The sequence below is a fragment of the Streptomyces sp. NPDC002076 genome, assembly GCF_053593835.1.
Window position 1 is genome coordinate 214,907 of record NZ_JBSFDI010000016.1, and the last position, 17,134, is coordinate 232,040.

The window sequence follows — 17,134 nt, forward strand, 5'->3', positions numbered from 1 at the left end:
GCAGCAGCGCGGGAGTTACCGGCTTCGGCGCAGGGTGCTTCAGAGGAAGAGGCCGCTTTTCCAACGCTGCAGCGCGCGTGCCTATTGTCCTGCCCGGGTGGCACGCGCACTGCAGCACTGCTTGGCCTACAGGCCAGCGATTTCCTCTGTGGCAGTGTCTCGGCGGAGGGTTGAGCGCCGTGGCTGTGCGGGGTTGAGGAACCACTTGCGCGCGGAGGCCAGCCACCAGATAGCGCAGAAGGCGATGACGACGCCGACCGCGACAGGCGCGTAGTTGAAGGTGTGCGCGGTGACGGGCGAGGTCTGCGGCAGCATGAACAGCACGGTGATCACCAGCACCCAGGCGACCGCTATCGTGCCGACAACGGGGGACCAGGAGCCGAGGTGCCAGGGGCCGCGCTCGAACCGGCTCCCCTGGCGCAGCCGGAGGTAGGTCGGGATGACGTACGCGATATACAGGCCGATGGTCGCGATCGAGGTGACGGCCGCGTACGCGGTGGTGTTCCACAGGTAGGGAAGGCCGAGGGCGAAGGCGCCGCCCGTGGCGAGCCAGACGGCGTTGGTGGGCGTGCGCGTAGCGGGGTTCAGCTTGTGCCACACCTTGGAGAAGGGCAGGGCGCCGTCGCGGGAGAAGGCGTAGATCATGCGGGAGTTGGCGGTGACGGACGCCATGCCGCAGAAGAGCTGGGCGACGATGACGACCAGCAACATCCACTTGCCAGCCGCAGCGCCAAGAGCATCCATGAGGATCTGCGCCGGGGGCACCCCGGTCCCCGAGCCGAGTGCGCCGGCGTAGGACTGGATGGCGTAGGTGAAGCCGAAGAGGAGGATGAAGCCAGCGGCGAGGGAGACGAGGATCGAGCGGACGATGCCCTTGGGGCCGGCGGTGGAGGCGTCGATGGTCTCCTCGGTCATGTGGGCGGAGGCGTCGTAGCCGGTGAAGGTGTACTGCGCCATCAGCAGTCCGATCAGCACCACATAGGCGCTGGAGGAGAAGCCGGTGTTGTTGACGAACTCGCCGAAGACGAAGCCGGTCGACCGGTGGTGGTCGGGCACGAGCACCAGGGCGCCGCAGATGACGACGACGCCGAGGATGTGCCACCAGATGGAGACCTCGTTGAGGAAGGCGACGATGCGGACAACGAAGGTGTTCAGCACGCCGTGCAGGGCGAGGATGATCCCGAACAGCGTGATGGTGTGGCCGGGCGTGGCGGTGAAGCCGAACTGAAGGTCGAGCAGGGCGTTGAGGAAGGTGGCGGCGCCGAAGTCGACGCCCGCGGTCACCGCTATCTGGCCCAGGGCGTTGAACCAGCCGGTGAACCACGCCCAGGCCGCGGCCGTTCTCGCGGGGGCCATGCGATGTGCCCAGAAGTACAGGCCGGCGCTGGTCGGGTAGGAGGAGCAGACCTCGGCCATCGACAGGCCGACGAACAGTGTCATCAGGCCGACGAACAACCAGCCCCACATGATCACGGCTGGGCCGCCGGTGTTCATGCCGTAGCCGTACAGGGTCATGCAGCCGGACAGGATCGAGATGATCGTGAAGCTGACCCCGAAGTTGGCTCTGCCGGACATCGAGCGGGAGAGCGTCTGCTGGTAGCCGAGTTGCTTCAGGCGTTCCTCGTCGGAGACGCGGGAGACGTCAAGAGGCATGGGGGTGCCGTCCTTCGTACATCGGAGGGGGTGGTGTCAGGGTGGTCAGGGGTGCCGGCGTCGCGGCGGGCTGTAGGCCCAGGCTCGGTGCCGCAGGAACAGGTCTTCGGCCTGGCCGCAGTAGGACCACGGGACGCGGGTGGCATGGGGGCCGATCGCGTCGAAGACCTCCGCCGCTTCGCTGTGGCGGTTGGCGAACGACAGGGCGTGCGCGAGGTAGTTGGCGTCGTCGGCGAAGCAGGCATGTGGCCGAGGGGCGCGGTAGCGCCACCAGCGTTCCAGCACGGGGTCGATCTGCGGGCAGTCGATCGAGGGGTGAATGGTCAGTCCGTAGGCCGTCCGGTCGCGCTCCTGACGGGATCGGTGGGCTTCGGCGATCACGACCAGGGGCAGGACCGCGATCGGCAGTCCCTGCGGGGCGATGGACGCCTGCTCCTCGGCCCACCACATCGCTTCACCGGGCCGGCCGTGGTATCGCTGCAACAGGTACGTGGTGACTTCGTGGTGGGCCTCGCGGTTCCACGGGTCGCGCTGCTTGATCTCCGCCCACACCTGCCGCAGGGTCGCCCGGTTCGGTGCGTGCGTGCGCAGCAACGCGAGCATCACCACCAGGGGCGCGACGTCGTGCGGCCACACCTCCAGCGAGGTGCGGCAGGTGGCCCACGCTTCCCGCATCAGTGACCGGCCGCTGTTCCGCCCGGCGATCATCGCGCGGAGGGCTTGTACGTTCGCGAGCAGGGCCAGGGCGTGCGGTGAGCGCGGTTCCGCCTTCGCCCAGGTGTCGGCGAAGCGCAGCCGCGCACCTGCTTCGGCGAGAACCTGGAGGCGGAAGATCCGGCGGTCCCAGTCCGCGCCGGTAGAGGTCAGCATCTGCTGCGGGCCCTCCCAGCGCCCCATGGAGGCGTCTTCCAAGGCCCGCCGCAGTGCTTGGTCATCCCGGGCCGGGTGTGTGTCGAGGGGCTCTCTGGTTCTCATCCTTTCTTGTTCCCACTCAACCTCCGCTGGCCGTAGCGGTCGTCCCGGCGGACCGTACGCTCGCAGGCGGCTGGTCCAGAGGCATCGATGCCGAGAGCGGGTGACGGGGCGCTGATCATGGGACTGTGGACCTCCTGTGATGACGCGGGCGGGGTTCCCTGGAACCTGGTTTGGTCACCGTCAGGCAGCAGCTCGCCCCGAGGGTGGTGCAAGCGCCCGATACCGGAGCGGTCATCCGCCGATGCCGTACTTCACCTCGCTCGCAGCGCAGAGAGCGGCGAGTTCGCCGAAGCCGTGGCGCAGCACGGCACCGAAGCGCCGCTCGGCGAGGTGGATGGCCAGGGCCACCGGGTGACCGAGGCTGTTCGAAGATGGTCATCACCCTTGCTCGGGCGGACGTGTCAACGAGCCGGTCAGTCTGCGGGTACCAACCCGTGAGTCCTCGGGGCTATCGACCGACTCGGACGTGCCCCATAGCTTCTGCGGCAGCCTGCCTCTCGGGAAGTGGCTGGCTCGGCGGAGCGACTGCTGCGGACGGGGAGAAGTGCATGAGATGCCCGGTGTGAGCGGGCTGCTCTAACTGTGTGCCCGGGTGGGAAGCCAGGTACTCGCGGAACGCCTGGGTCTCGCCGGGAAAGACCCCGTAGTTGTCCACGATCACGATGCCGCCCGGGGACACGAGGGGAACGAGTTCGGTGAGGCAGGTGACGGCTGGCTCGTAGAGGTCGGTGTCGATCACGAGCAGCGAGATGGCGAGCTCGGGGTGGTTGGCGACGTACTGCGGAACCGTCTCGCACACGTCGCCAGGGACCAGGACCGTGTTCGCTTCAAGCCCGCGCCTCCGTTGCCCCAGGGTCTCAAGCAGCTGGTCTGCTCCGATGCAGTTGAGGCCGGCGACCTGCTGGATGTGGTCGACGATGCGCTGGTCGGATTCGGCGCTGGTGTGGGGGAACTCCCCGAACGTGTCGAAACCAATGAGGGGCCGGGTGTGCTCGGACTCCAGCAGGTGCCGCAGCATCGCCCACATGGTGAAGGATCCCCCGCGGAAGACACCGCACTCGACGATCGCACCAGGGACCGTGCGGATCCGCTGGTAGAGGTCATAAAGCGCGATTATCTTGCCGATGCGGCTGGGGCCACAGGTCAGGAGGAAGTCCTCTTCGTGCTGGAATGCTGTGGCCGGATCGGGAAGGTCGATCATGCTGTTCCATACCTTTCTTCCTGGGTGAGTGGCTTAGCGGTGGTAGTGGCTCCGGCCCGGCGAGCTGCGGCCGTGAGCAGGTCGATCTGCTCGTCGTCGAACAGACCGAAGGGCATGCCGAGGGCGCACACGACGTGGTGGACCCCGAGGCTCTCCCATGCGGTGAGCCGGCTGTGCACCTCGTCAGGAGTGCCGATCAGCCCCCGTTTGCGCCAGGCGTCGAAGCTGAGCCCGTCGAGGTGGCCGCCGGGTACCCAACGGCGCAGCCTGGTCCACCGCTGGTGGAGATCGGCTTCGTCCGTTCCGATGACGGTGGTGAGCCCGACGGAGCGCAGGATGGGGGCGCTTTTCCGTGCCGACGGCTGCGCTGCGTTCAGCCGCGCGAGACGCTGCCAGTAGGCGGCAGGGGTGGGGTCCCAGGCCAGGTTCCAACCATCGGCGATGCGTGCGGCGACGCTCAGAATGCCGCTGCGTTTGCCTCCGACCCAAACCGGCGGTGCCGTAGGACCCAGCTCGGTGCGGATCAGCGCAGCAGTCCGTTCCACGTCGGCGAGCCGGTCGGCGGCTGCGGAGAACCGACGACCTGCCGCTGCGAACTCCGCGGCGTTCCAGCCAGCGCCGAGGCCGATGTCGAGGCGTTCTCCGGCGAGATCGGCAACCGTTGCGATCTGGTGGACGAGGAGTTCGGGCTCGCGCAGCGATGCGGGGGTGACTAGAGATCCGAGCCGGATGCGACGGGTGGTCGCGGCGATCGCGGCCAAGAGAGTCCAGCAGTCCGGGGAGCGGCGACGGTCCTGGGAGGCGACGTCCAGCCAGAGATGGTCGGACACCCAGAGCTGGTGCAGTCCGACCTGCTCCGCTCTTTGGGCGTAGGCGAGTGCCCTGCGCGTCCGGTGTGCTCCGGTGACCCCTGGGTTGGGGAAGAAGCCGTCGTAATGGGGCAGTGCCAGGCCGATCGTGATCACCCCAGGCTCCCCTCAGTCTGCTGCGGGTGGGTGAAGGCTTCCAGCAGCGGGTGCGGACGGTCGGAGTACGCGGAGTCGAGGATCCGGGCCGCCTCGCCCAGGAGTGGAGCGAACAGGTGGTGTCTTCCCTCCACGATGACCTTGGGTAATTCCCGGAGCAGGAGCATCGCGGTGTGAACAGCGAGCGCACAGAAGTCCTCTTCGAGTTCAGCGGGCCGACTCATCCGCCGGAAGGCGCGCACCGCCGGGGCGGTCCACCTGGAGAGAACAGTCGGGGGTGTGCTGCTGTAACTGAGCGCGAGTGCGGACCGTGTAGGCGTGACCCCGCCGTGCGTGCCGGCCAGGAGGCTCTCGACGTACCACCAGCCGACGAGGTGGCTTGTCATCATGCGCCAGTCCTGATGGTGACCGGACCACTCCCAGTCCACCAGGTGCCACTGCTTCGCGTGGTCGAGCAGGACGTTGCGGGGTTGTGGGTCTCCGTGGCAGGCGACGCGAATAGTGGGTGGTCGGAGGACTGCCAGCCGATGCAGCATCCGGTCCAGGGATCCGTGGTCCGTGCCGTTGACGATGATGTGGTGCTGGCCGTCGATCGGTATTCGCAAGTGGTGTGCGGCGTGGTTTAAGCCGTGGCGGCCACGTTCCAGTCGCAGTGTGTGTTTTCTGGTGGCCAGCGCAGGCTCGAAGCCGGGCCGTGCGGACTGGAGCCATACCTGGCAGAGTGCCTCGGTCACCTCGGTCCATACCGCGGCTGCCTGGGTGGTGGGCCCGGGACGGAGGGCGGCGTCTGCCAGGGTGGTTACCGAGGGACAGCGAGTGATCAGCGTGTCGCTGTCGTGGTGGTGGCCGGCGAAGAGGACCTCGGGAAGTCTGGCGCCGAAGTAGGGGGCGATGGTGTCCCGGGCGCGGGCCTGCTGGATGGCGGGCACTCGCGGGTTGCGGGCGGTCTTGACGGCCACGAGCGTGCCGTCAGCGCGTTGGACGATGCGGACAAGGGCTCCCGAGGAGCCGGTGCGGACGATACGGACGGTGTGGGCGGTGCGGGAGCTTAAGGACCGCTCCCGCACCGACGTGCCAGAAGGCATGGGTCTCCCGGTGTCCTTCAGGGTGCTGTGTCTTCCCTGCTCTTGCGGGCTCGCTCGGCCTTGCGGCGCAGCTGGTTGTAGGCGGCGGTCAGGCCCATCGCCTTGCGGGCTTCAAAGACCACCTGCTGCACTTCGCGGCGGGTGCGTTCGGTGCCTTCGACGATGATTTCGTCGACGAGGCCGCTCTGCTCCTCGTAGTGTGCGCGGCGCTCCCGCATCGGGTCGAGGAAGCGGTTGATGGCGGCAGCCAGCTTGTCCTTCACTTCGACGTCGCCGACCTTGCCCGCTCGGTAGCGTTCCTTGAGGTCGGCGACCTCCGCGGCGTTGTCGTTGAAGACGTCGTGGTAGATGAAGACGGGGTTGCCTTCGACCGTGCCGGGAATGTCGGCGCGGATCCGCTTGGGGTCGGTGTACATGCCGGCGACCCGCTTGCGGACATCCTCGGCGCTGTCGGAGAGGTAGATGACGTTGCCGATGGACTTGCTCATCTTGCCCTGGCCGTCGGTACCCACCAGGGTGGGCACCTCGCTCTCGACGAGTTCGGGGACGGGGAAGGTCTCTCCGTAGAGGTAGTTGAACCGGCGGGCGATCTCCCGGGTGACCTCCACGTGGGCGTGGTTGTCCTTACCGACGGGGACGACGTGCGCTTTGACGCAGAGGATGTCGGCTGCCTGGAGCACCGGGTAGCCGAGCAGGCCGTACGGCATCTCTTCCTTGCCCGCGTCCCGAGCCATGTCCTTCAGGCTGGGCACGCGCTCCAGACGCGGCACGGTCACCAGGTTCTGGAACAGGGCGTTGAGCTCGGTGACCTCGGGGATGGCCGATTGCAGGTAGAACGTCGCCCGGGTCGGGTCGATGCCGGCTGCGAGGGAGTCCAAGACCATGTCCCGGGCATTGGTGGAGACCTTGGCGATGTCCTCCCGGGTGTTCTTGGTGGTGAGCATGTGCAGGTCGGCGATGATCAGGAAGGTCTCGTACTTGTGCTGGAGCTGCACCCGGTTGGCGATGCTGCCCACGTAGTGGCCGAGGTGCAGCTTTCCGGTGGGTCGGTCTCCAGTGAGCATGCGCTGGTCTGTCATGGAACTGATGGCCCTTCAAAGCTCTTGTCGTGCAACGACGGTCGATGAGATGAGGTCCCATTCTCGCCGGTCGTGTCCTGCTGTAGCGCCTCGATAAGTGGTTCGACGAAGGGCACGTCGATCAGATGGAGCTGTATCCAGCCGGGCATCGACCACCGCCGGCCGTCTCGGAACGGCGTCCCACTGGACCGCAGGCGCCTGGTGACCGATGCGTGGCGCGTGCCGAGATCCATCAGGAGGAAGTTCCCCTCGGTGTGCACGTAGGCGATGCCGAGGTTCTGGAGGGTTGCCGTGAGCCGTGCCCGGGCTTCGTGGCTGGCCTGTACCGTCCGCTGACGGGACTGGTCGTCCCTCAGCGCGCTGTGCGCCGCGGCGAGCGCCAGCGAGTCCATTGTGTAGGGGAGCCGCTGGGCGCGCAGCCGATCGGCCAAGGGGGTGACTGCGAGTGCGTACCCGGCTCGGGCGCCGAGCAAGCAGTGAGCCTTGGACATCGACCCGAACAGCACGGCACGCGGATAGCGGCTGAGCAACAGCGAGGCCGGCTCGATGGGCGTGCGTATGAAGTCGGCGTAGACGAGGTCGAGCAGTACGACGGCGTCATCAGGCAGGGCCTCGAAGAGGCGGTCGAGCAGCTCGGTGACTTGCCCGACGGCTCCGGAGACGGAGTGCGGGACGTCGATGACGCAGAGTGCCGTGTCCTGGTCAGCCAGACGGGCCAAGGCCGAGGTGTCGTGGGTGAAGGTGCTCGGATCCCACGGGGCAGCCGCGTACCGCAAGTTGTGGCGCTCGGCGAGCCCTTGGTACAGCTCGAACGTCGGCTCTGTTGCGACCACCTTTCCACCGGGGCGGGCTTGGATGCGGAAAAGCCAGTCCATGACCTCCGTGGAGCCGTGGCCCACCACAACCTGGTCAGGGTGTACTCCGGAGCGTTCCGCGATGGCAGCCTCCAGGTCGGTGGCGTCGCGGGGTGGCGGGCGGTGCAGTCCGCCTGTGGCCTGCCTGACGGCGGGTCCCACCTGCGAGGAGGTGCCTGCGCGCAGGGGCGTCGTGGTGGCGGCGCGGAGCCCGGCGACGACCCCGGTCAGGTGCTCCGCCTTGCAGTCCCCGCAGCTCCGACCTGACAGGCAGCCTTCCAGCGCCCGCTGGGCGGTCTCCGGTGGACACAGCAGCTCGATCATGGCGAACGCCGAGCATCGCGTCGCGTCCCCACCCAGGGAACGCTGCTCTTCGACGCTCGCCCGACCACCGGTCCGTGAACGCAGGAACTTACGCTGGACCGTCGCCTCGTCGTCGTCCGCGAAGACCACGGAGGACGGCTCGCGGACACTGCCCCGTTCACCTTCTCGCCGCAGGCTGGGGAAGAGTCGGCGGTAGAGCAGCTCCGGTGTTTTGGCGTCGACAGCCCGTGCGGCTTGGGGAAGCAGGGCCGAGTGCGGTGCTTGCATGGCGTCGACCAGGGCGACACCTCCCTCCTCCATGCCTGCCGGGGTGTAGAGGAAGAAGCTGATCATGGCTTCCAGGTCGGTTAGTGCGCTCGCTGGCGTACTGCTGTCCCAGCCGTAGAGGCGGCGCATCCTGTCCAGCCGCAGCCCGGACAGCGCCTGGTGCTGCCACCGTCGTAGCTCGGGGCCGTACTCGATGAGCTGGTCGGGCACCGAGGCTCCTGCGTAGTGGCAGACCGCGGTGCGGAAGCCATCGACGATGGAGGTGGAATCGTCCGAGGCGTCGAACAGCAGAAGGTGCGCACCGCTGTCGGCCATCTGAGCTGCTGTACGTGCCAGTCCGAGGTGGCCCAGGTGCAGGCGCCGACCGGCGAACCCTACGCGGATCGGAGAGGCGGCCGAGCGGGGGGACGGTTGCGAGGCACCGAGCGTCTGGGTCGCCCAGACTTCGCCGGGGAGCATCGGCTTTCCCGTCTCCTGCGCCCGGTCATCGGAACAGACGACCGGGCGCAGGCCGAACTGCCGTGAGCGGTGCTCTTCGCGCGCGGCGGTCTGCCGGTTACATGCCGCGTGCCACGTCGCCAGGGTCGTGGTCACGGTGCGCCTCCTCCCTCGGCGATGCCATGGAGGAACTCCAAGGCCGAGTGCTGTTCGTGAGGCGTTGCATGAGCGTCCGTTTTGCCGAAGTACACATCCGGGAAGCCGGGGTCCGCCTCATGGCACACGGCTCCGAAGGCCCAGAACCGGGCCGTGCAGCGGGCACGTTCCCGGTCGGCGTCATCGACTGGTGTCAGCCCGGTGTACACCCAGCCCTCGTGGGTGCCCGCAGGCGCGACGTACCCGGTAGCCCGGAGTGCTTCGAGGTACGTATGGCGCTGGTACCCCCACACGCGGGTCATCAGCGGGGGGTTACGAAGGAGCCTGGCCAGGTAGCCCGCAGCGTCCGGGTAGAGGTCGAGGAACGCCAGATGAGCGTGGGCAAGCAGCTGGTCCGCGCTCCAGGCCGTGTCCGGCTGTCCCAGGGCGAGCAATTCAGCAAGGGGCGCCAGGAACCGGGCCGTGTGCTGCGAAAGCGACAGGTCACACTCGAGCCGGTCGGACACGAAGGGGCCAAAGAGCTTCAGCGTGAAGTATCCGCCGAACTGGCGCCTCAGTCCGTCGTTTGCCAGATCTTCGTGCGACAGCACGTAGATCGTCACGGGCGTCGCACCCCACGAGGCACTTCGCCTGTGCGGAGCACTGCTGAGGCTGCCGTCATGGAGGAGAAACGCATCGAGGTCGCTACCTTCGCGCCCCCGGCCGAGCGGCAGGCTGCCGTAGAAGACCCACTGCCGGCCCTCGCGGGGGATGTCGGCCACGACAGGTTCCAGCAGGGCGATGAGATCGGGGATCCGGTCGACGAAGTCCTGGCTGATCACCTCTTCCACCGGACCGGTCAGCATCCCAGCCACGCGTCCACCTCCTCCGACCATCGTCCGTCGGCGTCGGCCAGCAGGCTCCTGACACCAAGCGACCTGGCGGCAGCGACGTTCGCCGGCTTGTCGTCCACGTAGAGGGTTCGGGCCAGGTCAGTGCTGCCGAGCACCCGGTCGTAGACCGCTCGATCCGGCTTGACCGCCCCCGTGAGGCTGGAGATCCACACGTCCGAGAAATGGCCGGCCAGGGCGAGCGCCTCCAGCCTCGGGACGAGCCACTCGTGCCGGTGGTTCGAGACCAGGATCAGGCGGGCCTGCCGTCCCCAGGACGGCAGTCGACGGACCACAGGCATGGCCCGCATGGACTGGTCCACGACCGTACGCCACACCGCTGGCGCACGCTCCAGCCCGCAGGCCGTGGCCAGGGCGGTCCAGAAGGAAGCCTCATCCATGCGGCCGGCCCACAGATCGTCGCGGAACCGTTGCCGGAACAGCTCGGCGACCGCAGTCGGCCGCAGGCCGCTGGAAACGGCGACGGCGCGGAACAACGGCTCCATGGGTTCGCCCAGCAGGACCCCGCAGGCATCCAGCAGCAACGTCCGCTCCGGCGAGTCGGGGTGCAACCGCGATTGGCTCCTCACGGCGTCCTCCGGGCCAGCTCGTCGCGGCCGCCATCGCTGCAGAAGAGGATCTTCTGTGCGTCACTCACTGGGGGCATAGCGATCGCGGACGGCCCCATCGATAAGGGGGTGCACGTCGGCGGATAGCGCATGGTGAGGCTCCATCGGTAGATCGGTGATCTCGGTCAGAACCCAGCCCTGCGGTCGGCTGAACCCGACGACGAGCTGATCGTCGGGCGGGGGAAGAGCGAGCGCCCTCCGGGAAACCAGTCCGCAGGCGGTGTGCGTTGTGTACAGAACAATCCCACCGGGAAAGACACGCGAGCGGACAGACTGTCCGCACGTTCTTCGTGCACGGGTCTTGACTTGTGCGCCAGTCCTCGTTAAAGGGCGGATCTCTGACGAGAGTCATCGAAGGGTGTAATGCGTGCCATTCATATCGAATTGACCGGTTCTGCGAGCGGAGTCCGTCTGATGTCCGAGCATGCACATGCCGACGACGCTGCTGTTAACACTTGGCGCGCCGCTCCGAGGGACTGGACATTGTCCGTACGCTGAGCGCAGTGCTCCGTCGCGAAGGGATCGACCACTGATGAGTGAAAACCTGACGCTGGGAGACCGTCTCCGTATAGCCCGCCGGACACGGAAGCTGTCTGCCGCTCAACTGGCCCAGAAGGTTGCTATATCACCCAGCTACGTCCAGAAGCTGGAGTCCGGCGCGCGAAAGGCTTCACCGTCGCTTGTCCTGGCGCTCGCCAAGGCACTCCATTTCGGACCCGAGGTCCTCACCGGCCAGCCGTACTACGGTGAGCCGGAGGCGGAGGACGGAGTGCACGCAGTAATCCCGGAACTCCGGCGGATCATGCTGTGCTACGACACCCCGGACGAACTGGAGATCGCCCCGAGGGCACTATCGGTGCTCGCGTCCGAGGTCGACCAGGTGGCCGCTCTCCGGCGAGACGCGCGCTATGCCCCCATGGGGCCGCTCCTTCCTCCGATCATTACGGAACTGACGCATCTCGCCCTCGGCGGCCGCAACGGCGACCAGGCCAAGGCGTTCTGGCACCTCGCGCGTGCCTACCGGGCGGTGAACTCCCTTGCCCACAAGATGGGCCATCACGACCTGTCCAACACGGCACTTGAGCGGGTGCGGTGGGCGGCGGACCAGTCCGGTGATCCGCTGATGAAGTTCACCGCCGGATACCTGGTCGCCGGTGCGATGCTTCGCCAGGGGGCCTACTCATCCGCTCGACGCAAGCTCCAGGCACTGCGCCAGGAACTGGAACGCGTCCAGCCGGAACGCTCCTTCACCAACGACGCGCTCGCGGTGGACGGCGCGCTGCTGCTGAAACTGGCCGTGCTGGAGGCCAGGGAGAACAACCCGGACCGTGCGGACGACTACCTCCGCGAGGCCGAGGTCGTGGCCAGTATGGCCGGCAACCGTGACTCCCTCGCCTATGAGATGTCCTTCGGGCCGACGAACATCCGCATCCACGAAGTGCACGCCATGATCGACATGGGGGACACGGAACAGGCGCTCGCCCGCCTAGCGGAGTGGTCTGACGTCCCAGGCGAGGAGTGGGCACCGCCAGCCTCGACGGTGGGTGAGCGGTCGAGCCACCACTTCATCGACGTGGCCTCGGCAAAGCTGGCCGTAGGAGACCGAGCGGGTGCGTTCGGGGATCTGCGGCGTGCACGTAAGGTCGCCCCGAACCACACGCGATTCCACCCCTCGGCTCGCGAAACCGTCGCGGCACTCCTGCGGATGGACGCACACCCCTCCAACGAGCTGTCTGCATTCGGAAGTTGGGCCGGAGTTATCACAACCTGAGGTGCAGTCAAGGTACTTGGAAGAGAAAACCCACGGACAATCTGTCCGCGCACGGAGTCAGCGGCGTGGAAAGGTCTCCTCACAGATGGTTCTGAGGAGGCCGCTTCCATGTCCGACGTCACCCCGCGCGTTCCCGCTCTGCCGCCTCGGTGGATGCCGATAGGCGACGATCCCGAGCTGTGCTCGGCGGGCCACTGGTGGGACGCCATACGCGCCGCGGAGATCACCGGCCGGCGCGCGATCAAGCTTCTCCGCGAGGACGGTGCGGCGGTCGGTCCCGTCATCCTTGACCCCGGAGGACCCGAGCCTCGCCTGTATTTCCTCGTGCCTCCAGGCACGGCCGCCGACTGGGAGGAGCCGGGAACGGTGCCTCTCGGACAGAAGTGCCACGTCGTCGTGCCGCCCGCCGCGTCAACGGAGCCGCCCGGGTTGCACTGGCACGTCTTCCCTCCAGGGCCGAGGTCGCTGACACAGCCCGGCCCACTGCGGAAAGCCCTCGGCCAGGCGCGCAAAGAGCGGAGCGGCCCAGCGGAGGCAACAGATTCCTGATGTCCCTGAATATCTCCCTCGTCCTGCTGCTCGGGATCATCGAGGTTGTCCTGATCCGAGGCGGCTCCCTAAAGGCCGTACCCGCAGTCGTCAGTGTGCTCTTCGGATTTTTCCTGGCGGGCACGTCAATGGCGCCAGAGATCAATCGGCTGGTCTCCAGCGTTGTTCACATGATCGGCCAGATTCAGCTCTAGCAGCTCTGAGCACAGTCCGGGGCAGCCGACCAGTGCCACCGGTCCTTCAGCTACCAGGCAAGCAGGGCGTGTGCGCTTGGCCATGGCTTCTGCTTGTGGCGGAGACCAATGTCCACGAAGGGCGCGACGCACCGGGGCGGGAGTGGTCTGGCCCAGGGCCTCGGCGACGCCTACCGGGATGCCGAGCGGCGTCCTGACAGCACGGCCCTCGGCCTGAGCTGAGCGGCTGTCTGTCGAAACACTGAACGGGTGGCCCCAGGTCAGAGTGCCCAACCACGCCGGTTGGCCAGCCATCGCAGTGTGACCTCTCCACACCACGTCTGGTGCTGGCGAAGATGCGGTGACCAGGCTGCTGCGGGCTGTCCGCCGGATGCGAGGAAGAAACCGGACAGCGCAGCGAGCGCCGCATCGAGTTGCTCGTCGGCGACGCCGCGGGCGGTGGGGTGCTGCGAGAACAGAGCGGTGGCGTCGTGGCCGTCGGCGTAGGCGGTGGCCAGGAGCAGGACGAGGTCGGACCAGCTTGCACCCAGGCAGGGCCAGTTCCAGTCGCAGATCCACGCGGTGCCGTACGCGTCGATCAGCACGTTGTCCTGTCGTAGGTCGTGGTGGAGGACGGCATTGCCTGCGACGGCCTCCCGCCATCCGCTTTCCAGGCTGGCCAGCACGTCCAGTAGGTCGAGTGGTACCCAGGAAGGCAGGGCGTTCGTGGGCGTGGCGCCTCGGGCGAGGTTGCGCCAGTCGGCGAAGTCACCGCCGTCACCCACCGGCTTGAGGCCCACCTGTTGGAGTGCTGTGGGTGGGGTGGAGAGTGCCTCCGCCGTGATCGTGTAGGCGTCGAGGGTGGCTGTCAGCTCATCAGGCTTCCATGGTGTGGTGGGCATGCGGCCACCGGGGACAGCGTCAATACCGAGAACGACCCATCCGTCGTGCTCTTCAATCCACTGCAGGCGTGGCGCCGGAATCTCTGCCGGGAGCGCCTGGTTGATCAACGCTTCCCTGCGGTAGGAGTCGGCCACCACGCTGTTGTCCAGGCTCTTGACCGCCTTGACGAACAGAGGTCCGAAAGCCCCGCGGAGTACAGCGGCGAAGCCGCTGGTAAATCCGCTCCCTGCGCTCCGCCCTGCCTGTACTGAGCCTCCGAGGCGTCGGGTGATGAGCTGGCGAACGTCTTGTGGGAGGTCCTTCCAGTCTGGGCGTACCGCCGTGGCGTTGTACTGAAGGCGTGAGGTGATGATGTCGGGCATTCCGTCAGGATGGGGGAGTTGTGTTTCCCAGCGCCATGAAATTGTCACGCGGATCCCTGTCCGTCCATTCGCTGACTGAGCCTCGTAGCCTGTGCCCCCGAGTAGCGGCATCATCAGTGCGACTACCACCTGACGCCGGTGATCATTGGGTGGCCGCACCCGTTTCCGAGCCTGCCCACTGGCACGATCATGATCTACGCAGAAATCTCGCTGTCGTCTCGAGGCCCTGGCTCGCTATCCTCCGTCGCAACGCGTTGACGGAGACGAGTAGCCCGGGATCACGCGAGCCGAGAGAGCTGCTGGCAGTTGGGAAGGCAGCCTCGCGCCCTAGGGTGAAGACCCTCCTGAGTGCGGGGAGGAACGGCCATGTGGTCCAATGCCCCGCCAGCTGGCCCCGTTACCGGCCACGAATGAGGCCGCCGCTGTCGAGTGGTGGTGAAGGCGTGGTGGAACCGCGAGTCCCCTTCTCGCCCGCGCCCCCAAGGGATCACCATGACGCCCTGGAGGGCTGCGATGATCCATACGACCGATCGTGTACTGGTATCTGACCTGCGCGAGCACCTGGGTCGAACCGTTTCCGTGTCGGGCTGGGCGCACACTCTGCGCCTGCTGAGTAAGGTCCAGTTCGTCGTCGTTCGCGACCACACGGGCATGGTGCAGGTCACCCACCGGCGCGGCGGCGCAGGCGACGACATCGAGGCCGCCCTGCAGCAGCTCACGCCGGAGTCCGCGGTGCGGATCACCGGCCGCGTCGCCGAGAATCCGATCGTGAAGCTCCACAGCCTGGAGATCATCCCGGAGCGGGTCGAGATCCTGAACCGGGCCGCGACACCGCTGCCCATCGACGAGCACACGGGCCTGGAGCACCGCCTGGACTGGCGGTTCTTGGACGTACGCCGCCGTCCCGCTGCTCAGCTGAGGTTCGCCGTGCAGACCACCCTTGAGCAGGGGATGCGCGAGTACGCCTATGCGCAGGGCGCCACGGAGATGCACACCCCCAAGCTCATGGGCACCGCCTCGGAGTCTGGCGCGGAGGTCTTCGAACTCGGCTACTTCGATCGCAGCGCCTATCTCGCCCAGTCGCCACAGTTCTACAAGCAGATGGCGATCTCGGCCGGAATCGAGAAGGTCTTCGAGATCGGCCCCGTCTTCCGTGCAGAGCCGTCGTTCACCTCCCGGCACGCCACCGAGTTCACCGGCGTCGACGTCGAGCTGGCCTGGATTGACGGCGTCGAGGACGTTATGGCGTTCGAGGAGCAGATGCTCGCCCACGCCATCGCCAAGGTCGCCGGTGCACACGGCGATGCGGTCCGGGAACAGTTCGGCGTGGAGATCACCGTCCCCACGACGCCCTTCCCCCGCATCACCATGGCCGAGGCGCACGACATCCTGCGCAAGGGCGGTTGGGACTCGGAAGGAACCAAGGAGGACCTGGACCCGGAGGGCGAGCGGAGCATCAGCGCCCACATCCAGCAGGCCACCGGCCACGAGTTCGTGTTCGTCACCCACTACCCCGTGGGCATCCGGCCCTTCTACCACATGCGGCCGGCCGACGACCCGAGCGTGACCCTGAGCTTCGACCTGCTCTGGAAGGGGCTGGAGATCACCACCGGCGCCCAGCGCGAGCACCGCTACGACGTGCTGCTGAAGCAGGCCGCCGAGAAGGGCATGAGTCGGGAGCCGATGGAGGACTACCTGAACGCGTTCCGGTACGGGTGCCCACCGCACGGCGGGCTGGGCATGGGCCTTGGACGCGTACTCATGGTCTTGCTCGGACTGGAGTCGATCCGCGAGGCCACCTTCCTCTTCCGCGGACCGAACCGGCTCACCCCATAGCTGGCCTCTGTGTGTGGCTGGCCTACGTCGGTTTCCCTTCCAGGGCCTCGTTCACTGAGAGCATGGACGGGTGAGTGTTGAGGGAGTGGGGCGCTGGGTGCCGGCTCGTCCCGAAGATCTAGCTGTCATGTTCGCTGCGGCCGACTTCCCGTGGTGGATCGCTGGCGGGTACGCGATCGAACTGGCTGTCGGCCGTGAGCTACGCCCGCACGGCGATCTCGATGTCCTCGTCCTCCGATGGGACCAAGCTCGCGTGCGCGATCTCTTGACCGACTGGGACCTGTACGTTGCGGACCCACCTGGCTTGGGGCGGCTGCGCCCGTGGCGTTCTGGGGAGACTCTTCAGCCGCCCCTCCACGACGTCTGGTGCCGACGCACGCCTGAGGCGCCCTGGTCCGTGCAGCTCATGCTGGACGAGGCGGAGGGCACCCATTGGGTCTGTCGGCGTACCCCACGGATCCGGCTTCCGATCGAGCGGTTGGGACGAAGAAGCGGGACTGGTATCCCCTACCTGGCGCCCGAGGTGCAGCTCTACTACAAGGCGAAGGCGACACGGGAGAAGGATGAGACAGACTTCGAAGCGGTACTGCCGCTGCTCGGCGAACCTCAACGCATTTGGTTGGCGAACGCTATCGCAGTAACCGTGCCGGACCACCCATGGCGGCAGCGTCTCATGCCACCGGACGCACACAAATGAGATGTCGGCCGCCTACGCGGTCCGGCGGTGACACGAAGGTGGTACGACAGTTGTACAACCTGAAGCCTTGGTAGTCCGTAAGTGAGCACTTGGTCGACCAGGCAATGGCGACGCCACGCTAACCAACCGCAGGCGGGTCAGGCCGATTTCAGTGTTCACGACCGGTTGCTTAGCTCGTCGGCAGGGCGGTTTCGTCCTCCGCCGCGGCACACAACGAGGTGTTACCGGCTCAGTTCTCGACGACGGCCGAACCCTGGTTCTGGATCACATTTGGTGCCAGAGCCACGGAGGGTCACCAGCTCGACGATCATGAGCGGTCGTGACCCACGACCCGCTCCAGGACCTCTG

General features: G+C 67.0%; 14 protein-coding genes. 4 read left to right on the plus strand and 10 right to left on the minus strand.

Features of this window, described 5'->3' with window-relative positions; genetic code table 11:
- Window positions 1-126: 126 nt before the first annotated feature.
- The 9 genes from ACWCQS_RS30660 to ACWCQS_RS30700 form a co-directional block, all read right to left on the minus strand.
- The gene (locus ACWCQS_RS30660; protein WP_451007457.1) at window positions 127-1,653 is read right to left on the minus strand and encodes an amino acid permease; all 1,527 of its coding nucleotides are present in this window, start codon (window positions 1,651-1,653) and stop codon (window positions 127-129) included.
- A 45-nt stretch (window positions 1,654-1,698) separates the two neighbouring features.
- Window positions 1,699-2,550 carry a hypothetical protein gene (locus ACWCQS_RS30665; RefSeq protein ID WP_451007458.1) on the minus strand — a complete coding sequence of 284 codons (852 nt, stop codon included), beginning with the start codon at window positions 2,548-2,550 and terminating at the stop codon, window positions 1,699-1,701.
- Window positions 2,551-3,076: 526 nt separating this feature from the next.
- Window positions 3,077-3,829, minus strand: a complete 753-nt coding sequence (locus ACWCQS_RS30670; protein ID WP_451007459.1) for a TylF/MycF/NovP-related O-methyltransferase — start codon at window positions 3,827-3,829, stop codon at window positions 3,077-3,079.
- Complete coding sequence (locus ACWCQS_RS30675; RefSeq protein WP_451007460.1) at window positions 3,826-4,794, minus strand: LLM class flavin-dependent oxidoreductase; 969 nt, start codon at window positions 4,792-4,794, stop codon at window positions 3,826-3,828. The genes ACWCQS_RS30670 and ACWCQS_RS30675 overlap by 4 nt, the downstream gene beginning before the upstream one ends.
- Entirely contained in the window at window positions 4,791-5,879 is a 1,089-nt protein-coding gene (locus ACWCQS_RS30680; protein ID WP_451007461.1) for a phosphotransferase family protein, read from the minus strand. Before ACWCQS_RS30680 ends, ACWCQS_RS30675 begins: the two co-directional genes overlap by 4 nt.
- A gap of 17 nt (window positions 5,880-5,896) precedes the next feature.
- Window positions 5,897-6,943: a tryptophan--tRNA ligase gene (gene trpS / locus ACWCQS_RS30685; RefSeq protein WP_451007462.1), complete on the minus strand. Its 1,047-nt coding sequence runs from the start codon at window positions 6,941-6,943 to the stop codon at window positions 5,897-5,899.
- A gap of 11 nt (window positions 6,944-6,954) precedes the next feature.
- Window positions 6,955-8,997, minus strand: a complete 2,043-nt coding sequence (locus tag ACWCQS_RS30690; protein WP_451007463.1) for an aminotransferase class I/II-fold pyridoxal phosphate-dependent enzyme — start codon at window positions 8,995-8,997, stop codon at window positions 6,955-6,957.
- Window positions 8,994-9,851, minus strand: coding sequence for a hypothetical protein (locus tag ACWCQS_RS30695; RefSeq protein ID WP_451007464.1), 858 nt, complete (start codon window positions 9,849-9,851; stop codon window positions 8,994-8,996). Before ACWCQS_RS30695 ends, ACWCQS_RS30690 begins: the two co-directional genes overlap by 4 nt.
- Window positions 9,836-10,456, minus strand: a complete 621-nt coding sequence (locus tag ACWCQS_RS30700; protein WP_451007465.1) for an HAD-IA family hydrolase — start codon at window positions 10,454-10,456, stop codon at window positions 9,836-9,838. The genes ACWCQS_RS30695 and ACWCQS_RS30700 overlap by 16 nt, the downstream gene beginning before the upstream one ends.
- A gap of 571 nt (window positions 10,457-11,027) precedes the next feature.
- On the opposite strand from ACWCQS_RS30700, the gene ACWCQS_RS30705 reads away from it, so the two are divergent.
- Entirely contained in the window at window positions 11,028-12,266 is a 1,239-nt protein-coding gene (locus tag ACWCQS_RS30705) for a helix-turn-helix domain-containing protein (RefSeq protein WP_451007466.1), read from the plus strand.
- 548 nt (window positions 12,267-12,814) lie between these two features.
- Window positions 12,815-13,009 carry a hypothetical protein gene (locus ACWCQS_RS30710; RefSeq protein WP_451007467.1) on the plus strand — a complete coding sequence of 65 codons (195 nt, stop codon included), beginning with the start codon at window positions 12,815-12,817 and terminating at the stop codon, window positions 13,007-13,009.
- Between the two features lie 260 nt (window positions 13,010-13,269).
- On the opposite strand, the gene ACWCQS_RS30715 is transcribed toward ACWCQS_RS30710, so the two are convergent.
- Complete coding sequence (locus ACWCQS_RS30715; protein ID WP_451007468.1) at window positions 13,270-14,253, minus strand: hypothetical protein; 984 nt, start codon at window positions 14,251-14,253, stop codon at window positions 13,270-13,272.
- Between the two features lie 513 nt (window positions 14,254-14,766).
- Between ACWCQS_RS30715 and aspS the strand changes: the two genes are divergently transcribed.
- Window positions 14,767-16,089: an aspartate--tRNA(Asn) ligase gene (gene aspS, locus ACWCQS_RS30720; RefSeq protein ID WP_451007469.1), complete on the plus strand. Its 1,323-nt coding sequence runs from the start codon at window positions 14,767-14,769 to the stop codon at window positions 16,087-16,089.
- 127 nt (window positions 16,090-16,216) lie between these two features.
- The gene (locus tag ACWCQS_RS30725; RefSeq protein ID WP_451007470.1) at window positions 16,217-16,786 is read left to right on the plus strand and encodes a nucleotidyltransferase domain-containing protein; all 570 of its coding nucleotides are present in this window, start codon (window positions 16,217-16,219) and stop codon (window positions 16,784-16,786) included.
- The last annotated feature ends 348 nt before the right edge of the window (window positions 16,787-17,134 follow it).